16 protein-coding genes and 1 tRNA gene are annotated in these 22,468 nt (G+C 50.0%); 5 read left to right on the top strand and 12 right to left on the bottom strand.

Annotated elements, in window-relative coordinates; translation table 11 throughout:
* Window positions 1–20: 20 nt before the first annotated feature.
* Window positions 21–1,550 carry a bifunctional ADP-dependent NAD(P)H-hydrate dehydratase/NAD(P)H-hydrate epimerase gene (gene nnr / locus EDI29_RS06015; protein WP_137740146.1) on the bottom strand — a complete coding sequence of 510 codons (1,530 nt, stop codon included), beginning with the start codon at window positions 1,548–1,550 and terminating at the stop codon, window positions 21–23.
* Between the two features lie 145 nt (window positions 1,551–1,695).
* Between nnr and queG the strand changes: the two genes are divergently transcribed.
* The gene (gene queG, locus EDI29_RS06020) at window positions 1,696–2,835 is read left to right on the top strand and encodes a tRNA epoxyqueuosine(34) reductase QueG (protein ID WP_137740147.1); all 1,140 of its coding nucleotides are present in this window, start codon (window positions 1,696–1,698) and stop codon (window positions 2,833–2,835) included.
* A gap of 496 nt (window positions 2,836–3,331) precedes the next feature.
* Here queG and ahpF read toward each other — a convergent pair whose 3' ends face one another.
* From ahpF to EDI29_RS06035, 3 genes are all read right to left on the bottom strand, one after another.
* Window positions 3,332–4,894: an alkyl hydroperoxide reductase subunit F gene (ahpF, locus tag EDI29_RS06025; RefSeq protein ID WP_137740148.1), complete on the bottom strand. Its 1,563-nt coding sequence runs from the start codon at window positions 4,892–4,894 to the stop codon at window positions 3,332–3,334.
* 129 nt (window positions 4,895–5,023) lie between these two features.
* The gene (gene ahpC, locus EDI29_RS06030; protein WP_010287114.1) at window positions 5,024–5,587 is read right to left on the bottom strand and encodes an alkyl hydroperoxide reductase subunit C; all 564 of its coding nucleotides are present in this window, start codon (window positions 5,585–5,587) and stop codon (window positions 5,024–5,026) included.
* A gap of 110 nt (window positions 5,588–5,697) precedes the next feature.
* Window positions 5,698–7,347, bottom strand: coding sequence for a DUF4153 domain-containing protein (locus tag EDI29_RS06035; protein ID WP_137740149.1), 1,650 nt, complete (start codon window positions 7,345–7,347; stop codon window positions 5,698–5,700).
* Window positions 7,348–7,560: 213 nt separating this feature from the next.
* Here EDI29_RS06035 and EDI29_RS06040 point away from each other — a divergent pair, with 213 nt between their 5' ends.
* Window positions 7,561–10,593: an autotransporter domain-containing protein gene (locus EDI29_RS06040; protein WP_137740150.1), complete on the top strand. Its 3,033-nt coding sequence runs from the start codon at window positions 7,561–7,563 to the stop codon at window positions 10,591–10,593.
* A gap of 536 nt (window positions 10,594–11,129) precedes the next feature.
* Window positions 11,130–11,969: a hypothetical protein gene (locus tag EDI29_RS06045; protein ID WP_395303154.1), complete on the top strand. Its 840-nt coding sequence runs from the start codon at window positions 11,130–11,132 to the stop codon at window positions 11,967–11,969.
* Window positions 11,970–12,136: 167 nt separating this feature from the next.
* Here EDI29_RS06045 and EDI29_RS06050 read toward each other — a convergent pair whose 3' ends face one another.
* The 6 genes from EDI29_RS06050 to EDI29_RS06075 form a co-directional block, all read right to left on the bottom strand.
* Complete coding sequence (locus tag EDI29_RS06050) at window positions 12,137–13,402, bottom strand: efflux RND transporter periplasmic adaptor subunit (RefSeq protein ID WP_137740151.1); 1,266 nt, start codon at window positions 13,400–13,402, stop codon at window positions 12,137–12,139.
* Window positions 13,395–14,861, bottom strand: coding sequence for a TolC family protein (locus tag EDI29_RS06055; RefSeq protein ID WP_137740152.1), 1,467 nt, complete (start codon window positions 14,859–14,861; stop codon window positions 13,395–13,397). The genes EDI29_RS06050 and EDI29_RS06055 overlap by 8 nt, the downstream gene beginning before the upstream one ends.
* Window positions 14,854–16,101, bottom strand: coding sequence for an ABC transporter permease (locus tag EDI29_RS06060; protein ID WP_137740153.1), 1,248 nt, complete (start codon window positions 16,099–16,101; stop codon window positions 14,854–14,856). Before EDI29_RS06060 ends, EDI29_RS06055 begins: the two co-directional genes overlap by 8 nt.
* Window positions 16,094–16,795 carry an ABC transporter ATP-binding protein gene (locus tag EDI29_RS06065; RefSeq protein ID WP_137740154.1) on the bottom strand — a complete coding sequence of 234 codons (702 nt, stop codon included), beginning with the start codon at window positions 16,793–16,795 and terminating at the stop codon, window positions 16,094–16,096. The genes EDI29_RS06060 and EDI29_RS06065 overlap by 8 nt, the downstream gene beginning before the upstream one ends.
* Window positions 16,796–16,850: 55 nt before the next feature.
* On the bottom strand, window positions 16,851–17,603 hold the full coding sequence (locus tag EDI29_RS06070; RefSeq protein WP_137740155.1) for a hypothetical protein: 753 nt from the start codon (window positions 17,601–17,603) through the stop codon (window positions 16,851–16,853).
* 199 nt (window positions 17,604–17,802) lie between these two features.
* Entirely contained in the window at window positions 17,803–18,270 is a 468-nt protein-coding gene (locus tag EDI29_RS06075) for a hypothetical protein (protein ID WP_137740156.1), read from the bottom strand.
* A gap of 752 nt (window positions 18,271–19,022) precedes the next feature.
* Here EDI29_RS06075 and EDI29_RS06080 point away from each other — a divergent pair.
* Together EDI29_RS06080 and EDI29_RS06085 are read left to right on the top strand one after the other, a co-directional pair.
* Window positions 19,023–19,496, top strand: coding sequence for a hypothetical protein (locus tag EDI29_RS06080; RefSeq protein ID WP_137740157.1), 474 nt, complete (start codon window positions 19,023–19,025; stop codon window positions 19,494–19,496).
* Between the two features lie 87 nt (window positions 19,497–19,583).
* Window positions 19,584–20,453, top strand: coding sequence for a hypothetical protein (locus tag EDI29_RS06085; RefSeq protein WP_137740158.1), 870 nt, complete (start codon window positions 19,584–19,586; stop codon window positions 20,451–20,453).
* Window positions 20,454–20,679: 226 nt separating this feature from the next.
* Here the strand turns inward: EDI29_RS06085 and EDI29_RS06090 are convergent.
* Together EDI29_RS06090 and EDI29_RS06095 are read right to left on the bottom strand one after the other, a co-directional pair.
* Window positions 20,680–20,755 (bottom strand) — tRNA-Gly (locus EDI29_RS06090).
* Between the two features lie 308 nt (window positions 20,756–21,063).
* Window positions 21,064–21,852 (bottom strand): hypothetical protein, encoded by a 789-nt coding sequence (locus EDI29_RS06095; protein ID WP_137740159.1) that lies wholly within the window; start codon window positions 21,850–21,852, stop codon window positions 21,064–21,066.
* Window positions 21,853–22,468: the final 616 nt, after the last annotated feature.

Below are 22,468 nucleotides of genomic sequence, written 5' to 3' on the forward strand. Positions count from 1 at the left end.
AAGTTCTAAAAACATCGGCGCTAAAAAAACACCCGATCAGGATTCACATATCGGAACAGCACGGGCAGTAAATCGGTTGCCAGCATACCCCGGGTACCACGTTGCGCTGCCAGCCAGTCGGCCGCCGCACCATGTACGACACACCCTGCACAAGCAGCATCATACAGCGAGAGCTTTTGTGCCAGCAAACCACCGACAATACCCGATAGCACATCCCCCATTCCCCCCGTCGCCATGCCGGGGTTTCCCACATCAGCAATAGCAACCTCTCCTTGCTGGCTGGCAATCACCGTTCCCGCACCTTTTAATACGACAACACCGCCATAGCGTTTTACCAGCTTTGTCGCCGCAAGTAAGCGATCACTTTCAATATCAGATACGCGGCAATTCAGTAAACGTGCCGCCTCGCCGGGGTGAGGTGTCAGCACGCGATTCTGCCGCTTATGCGGATTGATTGCCAGTAGGTTAAGTGCATCCGCGTCCCATAACATGGGTTTGTTACAATTTTCTGTCAGACGCAGCGCGTTTTTACCCCATTCATCTTGTCCTAAACCGGGTCCAATCACCACGACATCGGCCCATTCCACCCCCTGTCGCAGCGTATCTGTCGTCAATTCTTGCACCATCAGCTCAGGTCGAGCCGTCAGAAACGCGGATTGATATTGTTTGTGAGTAAGTACTCGCACTAAGCCTGCGCCGCTGTGTAAGGCCGCATCGGCAGCCATCAGTGCCGCACCGCCTAAACCCGCGTTGCCGCCGACCACCAACAGCCTGCCGTTATCCCCTTTATGTTGTCCGGCGGGACGAGGCGCCAGCCATTCGGGAAGCTGTGCCGCCGTCAGCCGCCGGATCGGCGCAGTTTGGTCACCCAACCACGTCTGCAATCCTAGCGAGTGATAATGCAATAATCCTACCTGCTCACGCGCGCGGCCAGTCAGTAACCCCGGCTTCAGCGCGATAAACGCCACCGTCTGTGCCGCACAGATCGCAACACCAGCACAGGCACCCGTTTCGGCATCTAAGCCAGAGGGAATATCGAGTGAAACAATAGGGGCGGGATAGGCATTCGCCTGCGTAATTAACGCCGCATAGGGTGCACGCGGGGCAGCAGAAAGTCCGGTTCCCAGTAGAGCATCCACAATGAGATCGATCCCGTCAGGCCACGACGTGTCACCCCCCAGCGCACAAACCTCTTCAATATGACCGCCCTGCTCCAGCCAGCGCTGCCGAGCAAGACGGGCGTCATCAGGCAGCAATTTGTCACTGATGCAGGCAACAACATCCACCTCAATGCCCGCCGCCAGCGCTAAACTGGCGACCACATAGCCATCGCCACCGTTATTGCCGTGCCCAGCCAGCACTCGCCAGCGTCGGGCAGAGGGATAACATTGTCGAGCCACCTGAAATGCGGCGTCTCCCGCACGCTGCATCAACTCCCACAATGAAAGCCCTGATTCACGGGCTGCACCAGCCTCTTCACGGCGTACCCACTCGGCGTAAAACACCGAGTCGGGTAACTCATCCTCTCGCTTCCAAACGTGACCCGTCATTCTTTGCTCTTGGTCTTCATTACAATGACTTAAAATTAGCAAGCAACCTAAACCACCGCCAGCATTCCGCGCTTCTCGGCAGGCATCGGCTACACCGCGCGGATATGGTAATATCACCACGTCTTGTTTATTTCTGTGGCCCATCATGTCATACCCCTACGATCTCAACGAATTAGCGCAACACATCAAACAATGGGGACAGGCATTGGGATTCCAGCAGGTCGGCATCTGCGACACCGATTTGTCCGCAGAAGAGCCTCGACTTCAGGATTGGCTGGATAAGCAATACCACGGGGAAATGGACTGGATGGCACGCCACGGTATGCTGCGGGCACGGCCGCATGAGCTGTTGCCCGGTACGCTGCGCGTCATTAGCGTTCGTATGAATTATCTTCCCGCCAAAGCCGCGTTTGCCAGTACTTTAAAGAATCCAGAACTCGGCTACGTCAGCCGTTATGCACTAGGCCGTGATTACCACAAGCTGTTACGCCAGCGTTTAAAGAAGCTTGGCGATCAGATTCAGGAATACTGTGGTGAATTGAATTTTCGCCCATTCGTCGATTCCGCTCCCATTATGGAGCGCCCTTTGGCTGCGAAAGCCGGGCTTGGCTGGGTTGGTAAACACTCACTAATTTTAAACAGAGAAGCGGGGTCCTGGTTCTTTCTTGGTGAACTGCTGATCGATCTGCCTCTCCCCGTCGATCGGCCACAAGAAGAACAGTGCGGTCGCTGTGTCGCCTGTATGACCACCTGCCCAACTGGCGCGATTGTTGCCCCTTACACCGTTGATGCCCGCCGCTGCATTTCCTATCTAACCATCGAATTGGAAGGCCCGATACCTGAAGAATTCCGTCCACTGATGGGCAATCGCATCTATGGCTGCGACGACTGTCAGCTTATTTGCCCGTGGAATCGCTTTTCACAACTTACCGACGAGACTGATTTCAGCCCGCGTGCCGCGCTGCACACACCGGAGCTGCTGGCGCTATTCGGCTGGAATGAAGAGAAATTTCTACGAATTACGGAAGGATCGCCGATCCGGCGTATCGGTCATCTCCGCTGGCTACGCAATATTGCCGTCGCCCTGGGGAATGCTCCCTATCAGGATAATATCGTATTAGCACTACAAACCCGCCTAGGTGAAAGCGAACTGTTGGATGAACATATTCACTGGGCGATTCGGCAGCAGCTAGCACGCCGCGCATCATTGGAAATTGACGTCCAATCCACACAGAAAAAACGACTCATCCGTGCAGTGGAGAAAGGATTACCGCGCGATGCATGAGCGGCTAAAACCGTTGCCATCAGTTTGCCGTATGCGCTGTGGATAAATAAAAAAAATCGTTGCCAATCAACTGTCACAAAAAGTACAAGCGATAGTTATAGCGTTTTATAAGTAAATTTTATGAATAAATATCAATAGGATACTCTATTGTATTTTATCAAAAATATAGTGGGGTTAATAAATAACCAACAGACAGTCTGTGGATAAGTCTGTTAAGAAGAATATGATTTTTTGTATTAACTGATAAAAAACGATGTGAATTGAGGTAACGCTAGCGCCCTAAATACGATGCTGTGAAAACAGCAAAAAACAGCTCACAACACAGAGCGGCCAGCATTATGAATTTCTTATTGTCCCTTGGCAAGGGCTGAGATCTAATTTTTACGATCGAAATGACGGCAACGCCTCTTTTATGAGACATCGCCGAGCAAAAAGTTAAGATTTTTGTCAGAGTAATAGGAGGGGGGCGAATTTCCCCCTCTCCCACAGGCCGATATTACGCCCGCGTTCTGATCAGGTAATCAAAGGCGCTCAAGGACGCTTTTGCACCTTCACCCGTCGCGATGATGATCTGCTTGTACGGCACCGTCGTACAGTCACCGGCAGCAAAGACCCCTTTCACACTGGTTTCACACTTGGCATCGATCTCAATTTCACCAATACGGTTTCTGGCAACCGTACCCTCAAGCCAGTGGGTGTTAGGCAGCAGACCAATCTGTACGAAGATCCCTTCCAGGGTTAAATCATGCACCGTATCGGTAACACGATCTTTGTAACTCAGCCCCGTCACCTTCTGCCCATCGCCTTTCACTTCTGTAGTTTGCGCATTCAGAATGATGTCAACGTTCGGCAGGCTACGTACCTTTTCCTGCAATACAGAATCCGCTTTCAGCTCCGGTGCAAATTCAAGCAGTGTGACGTGTTTCACCACGCCAGCCAAATCGATAGCCGCTTCTACACCAGAGTTTCCACCGCCAATCACCGCAACGTGCTTGCCTTTAAACAGCGGGCCATCGCAGTGCGGGCAATACGTTACACCGCGCGTCCGGTACTGATCTTCACCGGGCACATTCATGTTTCTCCAACGTGCGCCAGTCGCAATAATCACGCTACGCGCTTTCAGCGTTGCTCCGGATACGGTAATCACCTGATGCGGTTTACCCGGTTCTCCGCCAGGAATTAAGGCTTCTGCACTCTGTGCGTCGATCACATCAACATCGTAGTCATCAACATGGCTCTTGAGCGCCGTCGCCAGTTTGGCACCTTCCGTTTTCGGCACGGAAATGTAGTTTTCGATATCGACGGTATCCAGTACCTGACCGCCAAAGCGTTCACCAACCAAACCGGTGCGGATGCCTTTACGCGCCGAGTAGACTGCCGCTGCCGCCCCTGCCGGGCCGCTGCCGATGATTAACACATCATAGACGTCACGCTGGTTCAACTGCTCAACCTGTTTAGCGCCTGCGCCGGTATCGATTTTAGTCACAATCTCAGCAAGGCTTGTCCGCCCCTGGCTGAAATGTTCACCGTTCAGGAAAACGGTGGGAACGCCCATGACGTTACGGTTTTGGATCTCATCCTGAAACACGCCGCCGTCTATCGCGGTATGGGTGATCTTCGGGTTCAACACCGCCATTAAATTCAGCGCCTGCACCACGTCCGGGCAGTTATGGCAGGACAGCGAGTAATACGTTTCAAAGTGGAACGAACCGTCAAGATTGCGGATTTGATCGAGTAATTCTTTCGCTTCTTTCGACGGATGTCCGCCCACCTGTAATAACGCCAGGATCAGGGAAGTAAATTCGTGTCCCATCGGGGCACCGGCGAAACGTGGGCCGCTTTGTGAACCCGGGTTGGTAATCAGGAATGAAGGCTTACGGACGGATAGATCATTCTTTTCAATAAAGCTGACCTGATTGGACAGCTCGGCGATATCGGTCAGCAAGGTTCTAACTTCTGCAGATTTAGCGGAATCATCCAGAGTCGCAATTAACTCAACAGGTTTGGTTAATTTTTCCAGATAGGCTTTCAACTGGACTTTCATCGTATTGTCGAGCATCGGTCGTCCTTAATGAGGTAAATAGGTACAAAGGCAAAATAGTACGAAGCGTTGGCCCGAAAAGGAGCCGGGCCAGAAAAATCGGGTGCAGCGCACCCGAAAAACAGCCATATTTTCCGTGGTGTCAGCTTAGATTTTGCCAACCAGATCCAGAGACGGGGCCAGCGTGGCTTCGCCTTCTTTCCATTTAGCTGGACATACTTCGCCAGGGTGAGATGCAACGTACTGAGCGGCTTTGACTTTGCGCAGCAGGTCAGAGGCATCGCGGCCAATACCTTCAGCCGTGATTTCTACTGCCTGGATGATGCCCTGTGGGTCAACGATGAACGTACCGCGGTCAGCCAGACCTTCTGCTTCACGCATGTTTTCAAAATTACGCGTCAACTGACCAGTTGGGTCACCAATCATGGTGTATTTGATTTTGCCAATCGTTTCAGAGCTGCTGTGCCACGCTTTGTGCGTGAAGTGGGTGTCGGTGGAAACAGAGTAGATTTCCACGCCACGCTGTTGGAATTCGTCGTAGTAGTCAGCGACATCACCCAGTTCGGTCGGGCAGACAAACGTAAAGTCGGCCGGATAGAAGAAGAATACGCTCCATTTTCCTTCGATATTCTTCTCCGTCACTTCAATGAATTGACCGTCTTTGAAAGCCATGTTTTTGAATGGTTTAACTTGGGTATTAATTACTGACATCACGTTATCCTCATGTGTTTTTGCATGTGGCTAAAGTACAGAAACGTGATCGTTATCACCAATTCGTTGTCTTTATCGAATCAATAAGTAATACCTAACGTAGCGTGAAATCAGGGATACATGATCTCCATGTTCTTTTCACCAATCCTGATCGTCTTGAAGCGTGGCGCAACGGCCTCAATTTTTCCCTCCTTCACCAGTTCGATCAGGTGTTCCGTCTCCATCACGCCATACATACTGGCTGCAATCTGCCATTGTCCCTTTCCATCACGAACAAGAATCTTCCCACCACTCCCCCATCCTTCTCTGGGAAAAATGAGCACTTCGTTATGGTCATCACCTGTCAAATCAATAGCAAAGAGCACACACGCGGCTTCCCGGCATTGATTACCCAAATTATCCTTCTGCAACATGCCTTCGACGCCCTCTTCCAACGGGCCAACCCATTCGACCTGAACAGGACGGACTTTTGCTGGCTTCCCCTGCAAGCGGTCGCGCAGCGCCTGACGTCCTGCCGCATCCAATATTCGGTCTTGCTGCAATTCTTCAGCCAGCCAGTTGAATTGCTGTCTCCCTGCCATCCCTAACTCATCACGCAACGCCCATAGATCGAACTTATCGATCGGTGTTTTCCCGCTCATCAGGCGCTGAACCTGATTTCTCGCACTAAAGGCTTCTGGGCTGAGCAGCGGTGTATGCAGCAATACCATCAGTACGCAGGTCACAGCCGCGAGCAGCGGATTGCTCGTGCGTAAATGACCTAACCAGACGCCAGAACGTCGGATGACAGCCCATAGCATGGCTAGGCTGTAAAGCATGGCGATCGCTACGACAAAGAGTGACTGAAAACGGAAAGGAGTCAGGCCGTATTGTTCGATGCGCAGCCAGCTGGAGTAGCCCGCCAATGCGATCAAAATCGGTAGGCACAGCACGCTGGCGCTAACCAGCCCGCGTAAAACTGCCGGATAAATACGCCCTTCGCTATCATCTTGAGATGCGCAGTTAATCAAAAAGAGGTTCACGCCCATCAGACATAGAAGAATGAGGGTGGAACGACCCGTATTCCATATCGGTTCCAACCCACTAAAAGGCAGCGTCAAGGTGAAAATCACCGTGATCAACGCACTACACGGCAGCAGAAAACGACACGCCGATAGCAAGATCCCCCGCAGTAGTCCAACTACCGCTTCTTTGGTCATTCCGATGTACATACCAATAGAAAACACGACCGGTAAGAACAGCATATAGAACCGATAATGACCGAGTACTTTATTAACCTGCGAGAAACCCAACATGTTGAACAACATGCCGCACAATACGAGCAGCAGCACGGCCACCAGAACGACTAGCCAGGCCAACAGCACGGTAAAAATATGGCTCCAGGCGTGTTTGCAGAGAGCGTCATAAGACGGCCATCTTCCTTCACGGGTTGACCAGCAGCGAATAAAAGTACAGCAGATATAACCGAGAAGGATGCCGCACAGCACCCAAGAACCAGACAGACGATCTCGTCCACTGTCATAGAAAACCCAACCGCTGATCGCCGTCATCAGCACAGTCAGCACGCCGATCCATAGCCACGTTTTTTTCAAAAAAAGAGTACGTTCCAGCCATTGCAGGCTAATCCCGCCAACCGTCGCCATCGTTATCAACAACGTCTGAACGATGCCTTCTTTCATCTCCAGCGCCGTGACAAATAAAAGCCCCTGAAGCAGGCCAATAACCAAATAAAACCTTAACGATGGAGAACGGGCAAACATGGCAAATCCTTTTATCGAGACGAATCAATGAACGACCTACTGTAACATCGAACGTGTGTAACTTGAGTGAATAGTGTTTCTTCGACTGTTTACCGCGCCCGCCACTCTCCTGCCATTTTTAATGTTCATACCACCGTCACCGTTTAGTCATTTGCCATCGTTACACTGCCGCCGGAATTTCATAACGCATGGAAAAATAAAGGAATAATATAAATGACATCCCCAACGAAGGCTCTTTTGGCTACGGCAATAGCCTCATTAATACCGTTTAGCATCTCTGCGGCGGAAGCAGAACCCGCTTCTGCAATTGATGTTCTCTCAGGGTTTAATAAATTCTGGACTGCGGGTACAGCCTGGAATAACGGCATACCCACTACGCTTGGCGAGATCGTACTGCGACAGAATATCCAAACAGTGATTGATATCGCCCGTTCGCGCACTCAGGCGCAAGAAATATCAGCTTTTGAATTCGATGCTCAAGATGCCAATTACGCCGTCATCGCTGGTCTTGGCCCGCTAGCCAGTATCTTGAAAACGGAAACTGGCGCTTTCACAACGGTCGACGGTATTCCAGACCGCGCATACAGTAGTCGAGTAAGCGATGGCGGCAACGGACTTGGGTCTGCCGCCAGCGGGCTAGGCAAGGTCGTCGAACTCGTCAACGCCATGCGCTACCCAGCCTCCACCACGCCAGCCAAAAACAACTACAACTATCCACGTCCCTTCCGCCAAACGCTGGACGGTGAAGATCTAAGCTGGGTACTGCAACGCTCTCTCGTTGCCCGCGTGCCAGCAACGGGAAACGGTGATGGCGGTTTTCCTAGCGGACATACCAACGCAGGCTATCTCTCCGCTTTCGGTCTCGCGTACGCGGTTCCGCAGCAATATTCCGATCTGATCCTACGGGCTGGCGAGATTGGCTATAGCCGCGTCGTGACGGGTATTCACTCGCCGCTGGATGTGATAGGCGGGCGAATGCACGCGACCTATTACGCTATTCAGGACCTCATCGCCAATCCAACGCTGCGTGCAGAAGCCTACGATCAGGCACAGGCATTCTTCGCAGGGCAATGTGGTGGCACCATCACCGCATGTTATACCAGCGGCAGGAGTGCCGAGGCAGCCTACGCTCAGTATCAGATCGATAAAGCCCTATACGCTAAATACACCTTCGAAAACGCCTTCACCCCTATCGGTGACACCCGTGCCGCCGCGGTTGTTCCGCAAAACGCCGAAGTGCTGATCGAAACACGCTACCCCTACCTCACCGCAGCCCAACAGCGCGACATTCTGGCGACAACATCGAATGCATCAGGCGGCGTGATGGATAACGGCATGGGTTACGATCGTTTGAACCTCTTCAAGGCAGCAAATGGCTACGGTGCGTTCAACAGCAATGTTGCGGTAGTGATGAACGCCGCAAATGGGGGCTTATCTGCCGCCGATCTGTGGCTAAACGACATCACAGGCACAGGGTCCTTGACCAAATCAGGTAGCGGGCAGCTCACACTCGCAGGACGTAATAGCTGGAGTGGTGGTACAAGCGTATCAGACGGGACGCTGGTTGGTACTAATGGTCGGGCTTTCGGCACTGGCGCTATCATTAACAACGCAACGTTAGCTTTTGACATCAACACCGACGACACGCTCGCGAATGACATTTCAGGTAGCGGGATACTGCGCAAAGACGGTGTAGCTAAGCTGACCTATACGGGTAATGGGTCTTCCTTTACCGGTACAACGCAGGTGACAAACGGCAGATTGGCAATTAACGGCTCACTGGGCGGTTCAATCGTTGTAGCCGATGGCGCGACCGTTTCGGGTAGCGGTACGATAGGCAGTCTGACCGTCGCCAGTGGCAGTACGCTGGCACCCGGTAACTCGATTGGCACACTAAGAGTGAACGGCGACCTAACGTTAACCAACGGGGCTATTTATGAAGTTGAAGTCAATCCAGAGACGACCGAAAGCGATCTGATCGCCGTGACAGGCACGGCTACACTGGGCGATGCTTCCGTGCTGCACGTCGGCCAGAATGGGGATTATCGCATTGCTTCAACCTATACCATTCTGACCGCAGACAATGGCATATCTGGCACCTTCGGCGCGGTAACGAGTCGTTACGCCTTCCTCGATGCCAATCTGGGTTACACCGCTAATGCGGTAACGATGCAGCTCGCACGTAATGACATCACATTTGCATCGGTCGCTACCACGGCCAATCAGTCAGCCGCCGCCAATGCAGTAGAGTCCTTAGGGACAGGCAATGCCGTTTATAACGCAGTCGCAATGCTCGATCGAGGCGCACCACAGAACGCCTTTGACGCGTTATCGGGTGAAGGCTATGCCTCGCTGGCTGGTGCCATGACACGCGGTGCATTGACGGTCAGCGATACGGTTACAGAACACGCCCGTACCACGCATGATGATAACGTCTGGCTCAATGTTTATGGCGGTCGCCATGATGCAAATGGCGCTAACGGCACGGCTGATACTGACTATCGCAGCAATGGTTTTCTGCTCGGCATTGACGGTGCGCTGTCCGACAACATGACGCTCGGCATTTTCGCCGGAGCCGACAAGGGAGATGTTGACGTAAATGGACGTCGTTTCTCCGCAGATGTCGACAACTACCAGTTAGGTGCTTATGCCAATTACACGTATAACCGGTTGGGATTGACCTTCGGTACGGTCGGAAGCTGGGGCGATATAGCGGCGCAGCGCGACGTCACCGTCGGTTCCCTGAATGAGAAGTTGTCAGCGGATCTGGATGCCCGCACTCTCCAGGTATTTGGAGAAGCACGTATGAAATTCGATGCTAACGTGGTTACTGTAGAACCTTTCGCCAGATTAGCGCACGTCGCCAGTAAAATGGGCAGCTTCAGCGAAGCGGGCGGTGCTGCCGCATTAGGCGGAGAAGCGCTCAAAATGGATACCACCTTTTCTACCCTCGGCGTACGTCTGGAACGCAGCTTCGGCACGCAAGCACGCGCATGGACAGTGAATGGCAGCGTCGGCTGGAGACATGCTTTTGGCGACATCGCCCCTACGGCACGCCTGCACTTCATTGGTGCTGATAACTATAACGTGACGGGAACGCCACTGGCTGAAAATAGCGTACGCGTTGAAGCGGGCATCGGCAAAAAACTCACTGATAATGCGAACCTGTCATTATCTTATGGCGGCCAATTCGGTGGCGGCGTTACCGATAATGCCGCTCACCTGAAACTGAATATCCGTTTCTAAAATACAATGACAACGTAAGGCGATGGAAAAGCGTTTACCGCTTTACGTCGCCTTACCATCGTCACCTCACTGTCGTTTATTTATTTGAAAAAAGGCAGATGAACGGATTACGTTAACGCTCAATTCATTCAGAATAATCGCCTCTCATTATGAGCAATAAATACGAATGAAACGATATTAAAAAATAATCACTGGAATTAAATAATAACAAGGTAATAAAAACAGTGAATTTAATATATCAACATGAACCACAAACCCACGCCAACATAACCATAAGTAATTAAAGTTATTTACATAACTTGCCGATTTTAAAAATCACCATAGGATGGTTTTCTGAATTTTATGGTTAAGGATGAAAGGCTGTAGTCTCAGATGCCGCCAAATACGTTCTGGGGAATAAAATCCCACTCTAGACGAAGAGTACAACACCAAGTCATGGTGTTTGATGCGATCGACGAGTCACTTATGCCCGTGTCACAACTTATGGCTCAGATGTTGAAATCACAATGAGATAGACCACTCAGATGAAGCATTACATGAGTAAATCGGATATCAGCCTGCTACCTGGAAAACTGACGATGATTAATCTAAATAACCTCCCCACCACCAAAAACATTGATATTCGAGACTCAGTGAAAACCCACTCATCTGCGGCAACAGGTGACACATCAAATAAAACGGCATCACCTGTGCTATCAACTGAATCAACAATAAAAGATAAAAGCAGCGTATCGTCACTGGCACGCCAGTTGAGTGCTGCCGCAGCACGCGCAGAAGCAAGGGATGCCAGTCATAGCCGTAGCGAACTGGCGTCGTATGCACAGTCTGTTATTCAGGAGTTGGCTGGCGTCAGTTACATAAACAGCCACAAAACACATGCTGAAGAATTACCCGCCACTGACGATCCCGAATTGCTCGCTCGTGCCAAACAGGCTAACGATTTCGCGAATGGCCACGGTACAAACCCCTTTAAAGGGCTATCCCGCGATCAGCTCGCGCTTATTACTTATGACGACAGCAAGACCTTTACCGTCAACGAGCGCAGGGCGGCATTACTCGAGTCGAGTGAACAGGGAAGTGCCTGGAGCCATTGGGTCGTGGCACAGAGCAAACAAGAATGGAACGCGGGGGAGTTTAAACAAACAGAATTCTTCAAGCTCGTCCTGAAACACCATGAAAGCTTACCGCTCATCGAACAGGTACAGGCTCCCGCCAACTACGAATCTCGGCTCAATCATCTGATAGCAATGGATTACAATTTTGTAACCGGTGAGCCAGGAAAAAATGCGCATCCGCTGAACAGTCTGTTCGATTTGCTTTTACCGCGTAATGTCCAGATAGGAAGTCATATCACCACGACGGGAAAGGCTGAATAAGCCGAATAAACAGTCCCATAGTCGTCAATTTTCGAGGAGGGTGTTCAGGGGGAAACCAATAGCAAGCATGTGCTAATTTCCTGAACACCCACTTCCGGCTCAAAAAATAGCAACCGCCATACTCACAATTACCGTTTCTGGTGCCATCAACACGCTTACGGTGATAATTAAGGGAGTTGCACTTCACCAGCTTCCAGGCCAGAGATTTCTACGCCCTGCGTCACGGTTTTCCCCAGCGTTACGTTGGTTTTCTTTGGTGATGCATCGGCAGTCTGGCGATAAATGACATAGGTATCGCCATGCTCATCGGTATGCACGGCCTGTGCAGGCACAGCGATACCTTGCTCATTACGATAGACAATAATAGCCAGCCGTGCGCTCATTCCCAGTCGAATATTTTGCTTTAAGTCTGCCAACGGTGTATCAAGCGACACCACCACATCATAGTAAGCACCGCTGCCTGATATATCAGCAGCATCGGCCTGCATATCAATCGAAGCAATCTTGCCTGCCAGCGTCTGCCCGGCAAAGCCATCCCCGGTCACGTTAACTGCCATCCCCTCTTGTAACTGATGCAGGTCCGTTTCTTCTACCCGGGTTGCCACCTGAAAACGGTCCTGAGCAATAACACCAAACAGCGGTGTCCCTTGACTGACGAGTAAGCCAGGTTGGATGACCACAGGTTTGCCGTTATCCGGCATAGCGGGCCGTACCACAAAACCGCTGAACGGTGCCTTGACGTTCTGCCGTTCAACCTGAGTCGCCAACGCCTGATAACGAACCTGTGCATTGGTCAGTTCCATCTCCGCTATTTTGCGATCCTCACCGTTCGCACGTGCTAACACCGTTCGATACTCCTCTTGCGCCGCGATAACATCCTGCTCCTGAGTACGAATCTGCTGCTTTAACGTATCCACTTCCATTCGCGCAACAATGCCACGCTCGAACAGCGCCTGTGTATCCCGAAGATTGGCCTGCGTGTTGCTAAACGTTGACTGGGCTGAATTTACCGCACGCCGCGCCCGCGATACCTCAGAGCTTTGCTCCCACTGCTTGAGTGACTGCACCTCACGCTGTGCTTTGAGCAACTCAGCCTGCGCCTGACGGAGCTGAATCTCAATTTGTCCGGGGTCCAGTACCAGTAATGTTTGCCCTTGCTCGACGCGTTGCCCCTCACGCGCCAGTACCTCACGGATAACGCCTTCAAAAGGAGCCGCTAGCGTTGTCTGCGTCGCGGCCTGAATTCGTCCCACCAGCCCTAATTGATTTTCCAATCGCTGAGGCTGAATGGGTAGCCATTGCCCCTGAGGGACGCTTTCCTGCTCGCCCGAACGTCCAGTCAATAGCCACATAAACACACCAAGCGCCACAATCAGCGACACGACAATATAGTGACGCCGACGCAGTCGAGATAGAAAGCGATGTCTAATCATTAAGTGCAATATCCCAGCTTTGTAATGTAGTGCCCAGCGTCTCATCCAGTTCAGCCTGCGCATTAAGGTAGCTAATGAGCGCATTGAGACGGGCATTTTCCGCGTTGCGTAAATCGTTCTCGAAGCTCAACACCTGAAAGTTACTGGAACGGCCAACCGTGAGCTTTTCTCGCTCAATGTCCAGCTTACGGCGCGACAGATCTCGTGCACGTTGAGAAATCTCGAACTGCCGCCAGCGTGTCCCGATATCACGCACCGCATTGGCAACATCACGTTCAAGCTGCTGCCTAACTTCATCCAACTGAATGTACTGATTACGCACATTGACCCGCGCTTGAACCTCAGCCTGACGGGTACTCAGATCGCCAATGGGGATCTCCACCTGAACACCAACATAATTTTCCCAGGTACGTGAAGTGCTATTCTGTGCCGCACGGTCACGCACCTGACTCGCGCCGCCGACTAGCGAGACATCCCACAGGCGATCATTACGTGCAACCGCCAGACTGAGCGACGCCTGCTCGTTAGCGATAATCTGTGCAAGGTAAGCAGGCCGAGAGGCTTCAGCCTGTTTCAACGCCTGCGCAGCGTTGACATCAACGCGCTGTGCCTGCATGGATTCCGTTGCCACAATCAGCGTATTTAAATCCAACGCCAGAAGTTGCAGCAACGCAAGCCGCGCGGTATCCAGTTGGTTTCTAGCTTCCTCATACGCCAATTCCTGCGTGGCAACTTCAGCTTCGGTTTGCACAATTTCAAACTCGGCCATACGCCCTGCGGCAATCATCGCACGGTTGACGTCAACCAGTTGGCGCGCACGCGCCAGAACATCACGAGCGATTTGCAGTTGCTCCTGTGAACGTAGAAGTTCCCGATAGGCAGCGATAATCTGCGTAATAGTCTGCGAGACCGTAGATTTCAGCGTCAGACGATTGAGTTGTTCAGTCAGGCGCGCAATATGAACTGGCGCGGTAGTGACATCTTTACCTGCCCCACGAAGCAAAGGCTGAATCACCGTGATGTTGGCACCATCGTTACGCGATAACCCTGCGTTATCAGCCTGCGTGTGGCGGTAGGTCCAGCCTAGGCTGAAGCGGGTGCCATAAGGCGTGAGCAATGTCGATGTTGGCGTCAGGTTGCCCTGCCGATAGCGATCGCTTTGATTGCGATTGGAAAGATAGCTACCCGTCAGCGACAATTTGGGAGTAAAACGATCCTCCGCGACACGCAGATCAAATTTCTGCGAGATACGATCCAGATAGGCGCTGCGGATCGCGCGATTGTCACGCAAACCAAGATAAATGGCATCGCTTAGCGTGAGATCGATAGTTTGCGCATTTAGCGATACGCTAATGGTCGCCAGCCCTTGCCGCGTCGCCTGAGAAGGATTCAAAGCAGTTTCCGCGTACCCTTCATGAGCAGAAAATAAAACCAGTAAACATAGGAGAGATTTACGCATCGCGTAGCGCCTGCACAGGTTCAAGCCGAGCCGCTGTTATCGCTGGACTAAGCCCAAAAAACAGGCCAATCGCCAATGAACTGCCAATACCGAGGGGAAGTGACAATACCGAGAGTGAAAAAGCAGACCAATCGGAAAAAAAGACAAACAGCCACGCAGCCGTGACACCACACACCGCCCCGATCAGGGCTCCACAAGCGGATAGCACAACGGCCTCCAATAAAAACAGCCCCGCAATATCGCGCGGTCGCGCGCCCAACGCCATACGCACCCCGATTTCACGACGTCGTTCAGACACATTCATGACCATGACGTTCATCACCCCGACCCCACCGACCAACAGGGAAATCCCTCCCAGCCCCGCTAGCAACCATGAAAACATCCGTGATTGCTGCGCCATCCCCTCCAGCAACTGCCGTGGGATTTGCACATCGATATCCACCTTCGGCATCAGAGACACCAAATAATCCTTTAGCTGCGAGCCCGTTTGTACCAGCGTGTCGCTGCTGCTGTTACGTGCAATCACGCTGATGATTTGTGGTGTTGGCATGACACGGCGCATACCAGAGATCGGCATCAGGATAGAGTCGTCAACTGAGACGGGAACCAAAGGGTTGTTCCCCTGCGGCTGAAGGATTCCTACGATCTCAAATAAGTATCCACCCACCTGCACGCGTTCACCCAAGGCAGCCACGCCACCCTGCGATACCCATTGTTCCGCGACATTCGCCCCCAACACGATGTAAGTACTTTGTGCATCGAAATCGCTCAGGTAGCGACCTTGTGCGAGCTTTAATCCTAAGACTTCCGACAATTCAGCCCTGCTCCCCACAACCATGCCGGTAAACGAACGGCCGCGCAATCGCACCTCAGTCGCAGTAATAATGAGAGCCGTTGCCGCTTTAATATCAGGCAAATTTTGTCGCAAAACGGGGATATCCAAATCCGCAGGAACCAAACCAATAGCATGACTCCCCACCCGATTCTGTACGGCCGCGACCAGCAGGTCGCTGCCCATGCCTTTGAATACCCCCATGGCTTCGGCTTCCGCGTTGTGCCCGATGTTAAGTAACGCAACGACAGAACCGCACCCTACCGCGATCCCCAGCAGGGCCAAAACGGCGCGCCGCCCTAGAAGAATGAGACTGTTCAATGGCTCAAGCAGACGCTGTTGCAGCGAAGGACCATAGTGAGATTGTCGGGTCTGACACGCTTGCATTCGTAAACGACGGTCAGACATGCTTCACCTCATGGATTCGACCGTCCCGCACATGAATGCACCGAGCCATACGACAAGCGATACCTTCATCATGTGTCACCATCACTAACGTCGTCCCTTGTTCGCGGTTCAATGCCAGCAATAGCGTGATGATGTCATCAGCCGTTTGGCTATCAAGGTTGCCGGTCGGTTCATCTGCGAGAAGAAGTGCTGGCTCACCAACCAGTGCGCGCGCAATAGCTACCCGCTGGCGTTGACCACCAGATAAATCAGCAGGGCGATGATGGGTTCGCTCGGCCAAACCAACGCGCGCCAGCTGTATTTGCGCGGCTTGTCGAGCAGCCTGCCGAGACATTCCACGATAGATCAAAGGCAGTGCGACGTTATCCAACGCGTCCAGACGCGGCAGCAAATTAAAACTTTGGAAGACGAAACCAATGACCTGATTGCGCATGATGGCACGTTCATCAGCACTTGCCTTGGTCATATCTTGCCCAGCAAGCAGTAAACGCCCAGAAACGGGCTGATCGAGTAAACCGATGATATTGAGCAAAGTGCTTTTGCCAGAACCCGATGCGCCAACAATAGCGCAGCTTTGTCCGGCAGAAATGGATAGATAAATATCATGCAATACCGATTGAGAAGAAGCACCGGTACTGTAGGTGTGTGAAATAGCTTGTAAACAGATCAGGTCCGTTATTCTTGCATCAGACATCCTTGCCTCTTTGCCGATCCCCTAGAGCATCACATGAATCGGATTATCCTACTGTTTATGCTTTAGGAAAAGCCAAACTCTCCGTCATACGATCCAGAAATGCTTGCAAGTTCTTTACGCTCTGAGGTAAGCCACCGCTTTCCGAAGCTTGAATCTGAGACAATAGCTGCGCATCGTATCCTTTCGGCAATTGTGCTTCTTCAATTGCTGGTAAGGATTTGTAATGCTTCAGAATCTCTGACAATGTATCAGAAGAGACTTGTCCAGTACGGTTATACTCCTCATCCATTTTGGCGATCGCTGCACGCTTCCACTGCTGCTCTTGATCATAAGACTCCATCCAGGCCGCACGTCTTTCATTGACGGTGAAATCACCACTTTCATCGTAGGCGATCAACGCTAACTGCTCGCGGGACATCCCCCTGAACGGATTTGCACCATCACCATTCACGAAACGGGTCGCTTGTTTGGCCCTAGCTAATAACTCGGGGTCTTCTGTTTTAGGCACTTCGGCATCATGAGCGACTTTGTTCATATCATAGCTCGCGCCTAACAGCTTCTCAGTGACCGATCTGGCGATCGCCCCTAAACCATCACGATCGGTTCCTGCATCTCGGGCGACAGCCCGAACAGCAGCGTCGCTTAACTGACGAGCGAGTGCGGATACCTGAGTACTCTCATTGTTCGTCGCTGTTGCATTATTCTCTTGAGCCGATGCTATAGCCTTTTCATCAACAGCGCTTTTTCCAACCGTATTGGCCGGCATATAACGGCTGGATACCGCATCAAGTGAATTTATTTTTTCCATAATCTGCCCCTATTTAAAAGCAGCGATGCAATGACATTGAGCGAACCGCGGTGCTATACCAGCAAAGCTGAGCGAGTCAAAAAAGGGACGTCAATGATGCATGACGTCCCCATGACATACATAACAATAGCGCTAGCGATGCGTTTTATACAAAAAAGCGACCTCTCGCCTCTATCAGCAAAAATACATCGCCTACTTATTATTTCATTGTGAATTCAACATTCCACGCATATGTGGATAAGCTCTGTGAAGTAATCGTTGCAGTACAGACAGCCCCACCGCTCCCCTCCGCTGATTTATTCCATTTTGGCGCCTTTTTAGGGCCGCCAGGATTAAAAAGGCCGCCAGGAATGATGGTATTTACGAAGGTAGTACCGAATACGCACGTTTTACTGCCCATGGTATAACGAACAATTGCGGCATTAGCATCAGGGCTGATGACATTCTGAACCCGATAAATATCAGATCCCTTCGCAAGAACAGTCGTAGCGGGTTTGGGGCTGGCGCTGGCGTTAGTACTGACTTCATTGTTAGTAATAACTTTGTATGTCGCGGTTTCGTTGCCCAAATTTTTGAAAGTCACAGTCACTGGAGGCCCAGCATAAGCCGCTCCAGCAGCAAACATAGAAGTCACAATACTAGCCAGAAGCACCTTTTTAAAAGTCATCGCACTTTTCTCCATGTGTTAATGTTTTTTTGCTTGTATGACGGAACATCCGCCCAGCTCAGATGCGGCACAGACCTTGAATCTGCGCCACAAATCCATTCCAGTGGCGACGTAATATTACTTCCCCCACCATAATTCCAGAGGATCGCTAAAAAAATAACGTTAATCTTTGTGAAATTTAACGGCAAAGGTGAAAAAAACTTTAATTTATTTTCCTATAAACTCGTCGACATCATAAAGCATCAGAAATAATAAAAACCAACCGCAACAAATAAAAACACACACAGAAAAAACGATGATCACAGTAATAATTACCGTGATCATACTATTGAATACCAACATCAATTAAAAAATCACAGTCTAATCACAGACATGAATGATATATATTATGGAGAAATCAGCACCGTTATAGGCAAACAACATTCGACACACTTTAATGTTCATCGGTTAGATTTATTTTTTATAAACATTAAATTTTACTTTTCTTATTCCGTTAATAATGGATAGTGACTGCGGAATTCGTATAGGGCACCCAACCTCGCTGTAATACACTGGCTGGAAGGAAATCGTCATATAGGAACCGTTAACAAAGTACTGGATCTGCTGACACAATGGTTGGACGTTTATTGCCCCGTAACAAGGCTGTCAAGAGACTGACATCCTGATATCGATAGCAAAAAATACCACCATGATGCCTGATGCAGAAAAGCGCTGTAATGCGTAAAAAAACGTAAGAATACCCAGGAGAAATTATGAAGAAGGAATTCGTTTCTTTGTCCCTACTAATTGCTGCCAGTGTAGCAGCGTTCCCTTTGATGGCCGCCACTGGCAGTATCGGTGAAACACCACTATCAGCACAAATAAGATTTGTTTATTCCGATGGCTCAAGTACCCCTGCGTTGAACCAGTTTTATGCGAGTGCAACAAAGTTTCCCTCTGGAACATTGAGCAAAACTAAGAAGCTGACCCAGGTAAATTATAGCGTAGCGTCCTACCCCACTGCATATACTGAAAGTGTCGACATATGTTATTATCAACCTTATCAGACATCACCAACAAAATGTATTATTGTCCCTAAAGGTACATCTGGAACAACCTCTCAATTCAATGAATTACGTTTTGACCACGGTGTACGAATTCAAATTCAGCACAAACTTACGGGAAAACCCGGAGAGAATCTACACCCATTACAAAAAGAGAGTATTACCTGGGAATATACTTATTAGCCTAATTAATTATTCACATCGTTCTAATTGACGATAGCGATATATTTCGAGATTCCTTTAAAAAACAGGCAAGGGGAAATTTCCATTATGATTATCAATACATCCACAGCGGCATACGCTCAGATGAAAAATATATCAGGCGACGACCAAAAAACAGTTCGCCCCTTGCCTGCACAGGTAAATAGCGCGCAGGATGAGATATTATTGACCAAACAGGCTCAAATAAGTGGTAAAGGGTTGATGATATCTCGCTTGTTTGGTGGTACAGATACTATCCCGTCAGTGCAGACACAATTAACCGAAGCGACGATGCAGATGTCCTCTGTTAACTTCCTCACCAATGAGGATCGCAGTATGTTGTCCGAGTTGTACGCTCAGAGCCAACAACAAGGAACAGACTTGGGGTATGTGGACGCTCTGGCGAGAGATTTGGGTGACTATCGTATGTTTGGGGGCGTAAGTGCCAACGTCAATAACGGAGGAATATATGATACCAGTGGGCACATGCAGACCTTTAAATTTACCGAAACGGATACTGCAACAGCCGCACGCATACTAACTGGTGATGGGATCGCGAAAACATCACTGGATTCGGGATTTTTACGCTATGTGCTCGACCCTGGCTTTTCGTTCGATCATCAAACAAATTTTGAATTCCTGGAAGAAGTTGTGAACACTTTCGGTCAGGGGGCGGTAAATGAAGGTCAGTCTTTCTCTGGTAAATTCTCTGTCTATACACAGTCTGGAAATCAAAATTTCATTGTTGAAACCTCCAGCGAGATTACATTGCATTCTGAGGAACCAGACTTTCGAAATATCGATGGGGTATTCTTCGTCACCGAAACCGGGTTAAAGAATGGATTTAACCTTATCGATGGAAATCCTGTACAGGGACTTCCAATGATGATGCTGGATCTTCTTAAGACAGGTAATACGCTCTGGAATAATATGAAATAGCCGCGTTCGATGCTCGTTTCTGAACAACATGCCAAGAACTCAACTAAGCTAGCGTTAATCTTCGGCTACGCCGATGTTCTTAACCGTAGGAAAACCGGTGTCTAAAAGAGTCTTAGAGGTATCAATATTTAACAAGGATGAATAATAGGCGGTACAGCCTAATATCAGTGTATTGGAAGGTATTGGAAGGTATTGGAAGGTATTGGAAAAATACGATGAAAGATTTTGGAGCGGGAAACGAGACTCGAACTCGCGACCCCGACCTTGGCAAGGTCGTGCTCTACCAACTGAGCTATTCCCGCATAGAATCGGATTTACTCTCTTCTGCTTTCAGCAAAACCTATCGAAATCAGAATGCATAAACCCTGTTAGAGTGCGCGTAACTTAATGAATTTAATCGTTATTTACTAAATCATCAGTTCAACGGCCAGCATTATGTACCAATCAACTTAGCGTGGCAAGTCCTTTTCACTGAAAAACATCTCCGCGCGATTTCAGCCAGTACCAAGCAGTGGAAGCAAGCTCTGGACCAGCTTCCACGGGCCAACCACTCAGGCATCTGCGGTTTTTCATTACACCGTTTAGCGCCTCGGGAACCTTATATTATTAATTATATTTGGTTATACCAGTTGCTATCCCAGTTCCGTTGGTGGATCGCCGCAGCAGTCCCATCACGAGGGGCGGAACGTGCGAGGTGTCTTGTCAGGATATCAACCCCCATATCGATGGTTTCACCGTAATTATCTCGGCTAAGCGTTTTTTGGGTGTTAAATCCATCATGCGCATTAAACACCTCAATCTGGGCATCCGCCAAATCATTGGCCAAAGCGACTAATTCATCGGAGCCATTCAACGCTTTTTCCAAACGATCAATTTGTTCGCTATCCAAGCCTTCCGCCTGCGTTACAAAAAGCGTTCCATCTTTATTCACGCTAAACCCAAAAAATGCGTCCTTCAAGTCAGGGTGATCTTCAGCAAGCTGATCCAAGAAAGACGCATAAGTTTGATCCATTTGCTTCGTTAGCGGAGAAAGGTTACCCCAAGCATCATCTATCTTCTTTAGATAGGCGGCGTATATTTTGGCGCTGCCAGACGCCATTGCTTCCACTCGCCAGGCTTGTTCTTCTTCACTAAGAGGCCCTGGTTGGGAGACTCTCGCACCTTCAGCGGTTCTGAGTTGCTCAGATGTCGTATCGTCCAGCTTTTGCTTTGCGGCATAAGCCTGAAATTTAGCGAGGGCTTCCGGGCTTATCTCTACAACCTGGCGCCCAATGGTTTCCCTCGTTAACGCGCCGTTATTACTCGCGACATTCTGTTTTTCAGTCTGGCTATTCACCGCTAGATTACGTTGCCCTGAATATGCCACTGTGTGCGATCCAAATGTAGAAATACTATTCATAATACCATTTGCTCCTGTGTGTCATAATTTTATGTTTGTGTGACAAGGTTTCCCTGCAAATGTGCTCAATGTGACATGAGTAACGCTTTTTCCTCCTGCACCAACATCTTTCTGAGCTGGGCCACCAGTGCACTGTAAAATATGCTAATTATGTCTTCGGGTGTATGCGCAATACGCCCCCAAACGACTATAAAAGCCACCACGATTTCGGTTGAATTGATCCACCGCACCGAATATAGGTCTTGCTATTTGCTTATCTTGGAGGCCGCTAAAATAAGGGGATTTACCCTGACCGTAGGGTTGAGAGCGGACTAAATTAAGGTAACATTATTTCGCCCTGCTATAGTCTTAACGGTTATTTTTCAGAATTCTTTACAATAGTTTTTATATGTAATTATTGTTTTAAACATTAATTTACACCCTAAATAATTCGAGTTGCGTGAAGGCGGCAACCGAGCGAGTCCCCAGGAGCTTACCCAAGTAAGTGACTGGGGTGACAAATCTGCCGGGAGCAGATTTGAACGCTGCTTGCAGCGGCCCCAACGGGGCGAGGCTCATGGATGAGCCGAGTAACAAGGGCAGCCAACGCACAAGCAGCTTGAAGTATGACGGGTAT

This window comes from Pectobacterium polonicum, assembly GCF_005497185.1.
Classification (GTDB): Bacteria; Pseudomonadota; Gammaproteobacteria; order Enterobacterales; family Enterobacteriaceae; genus Pectobacterium; species Pectobacterium polonicum.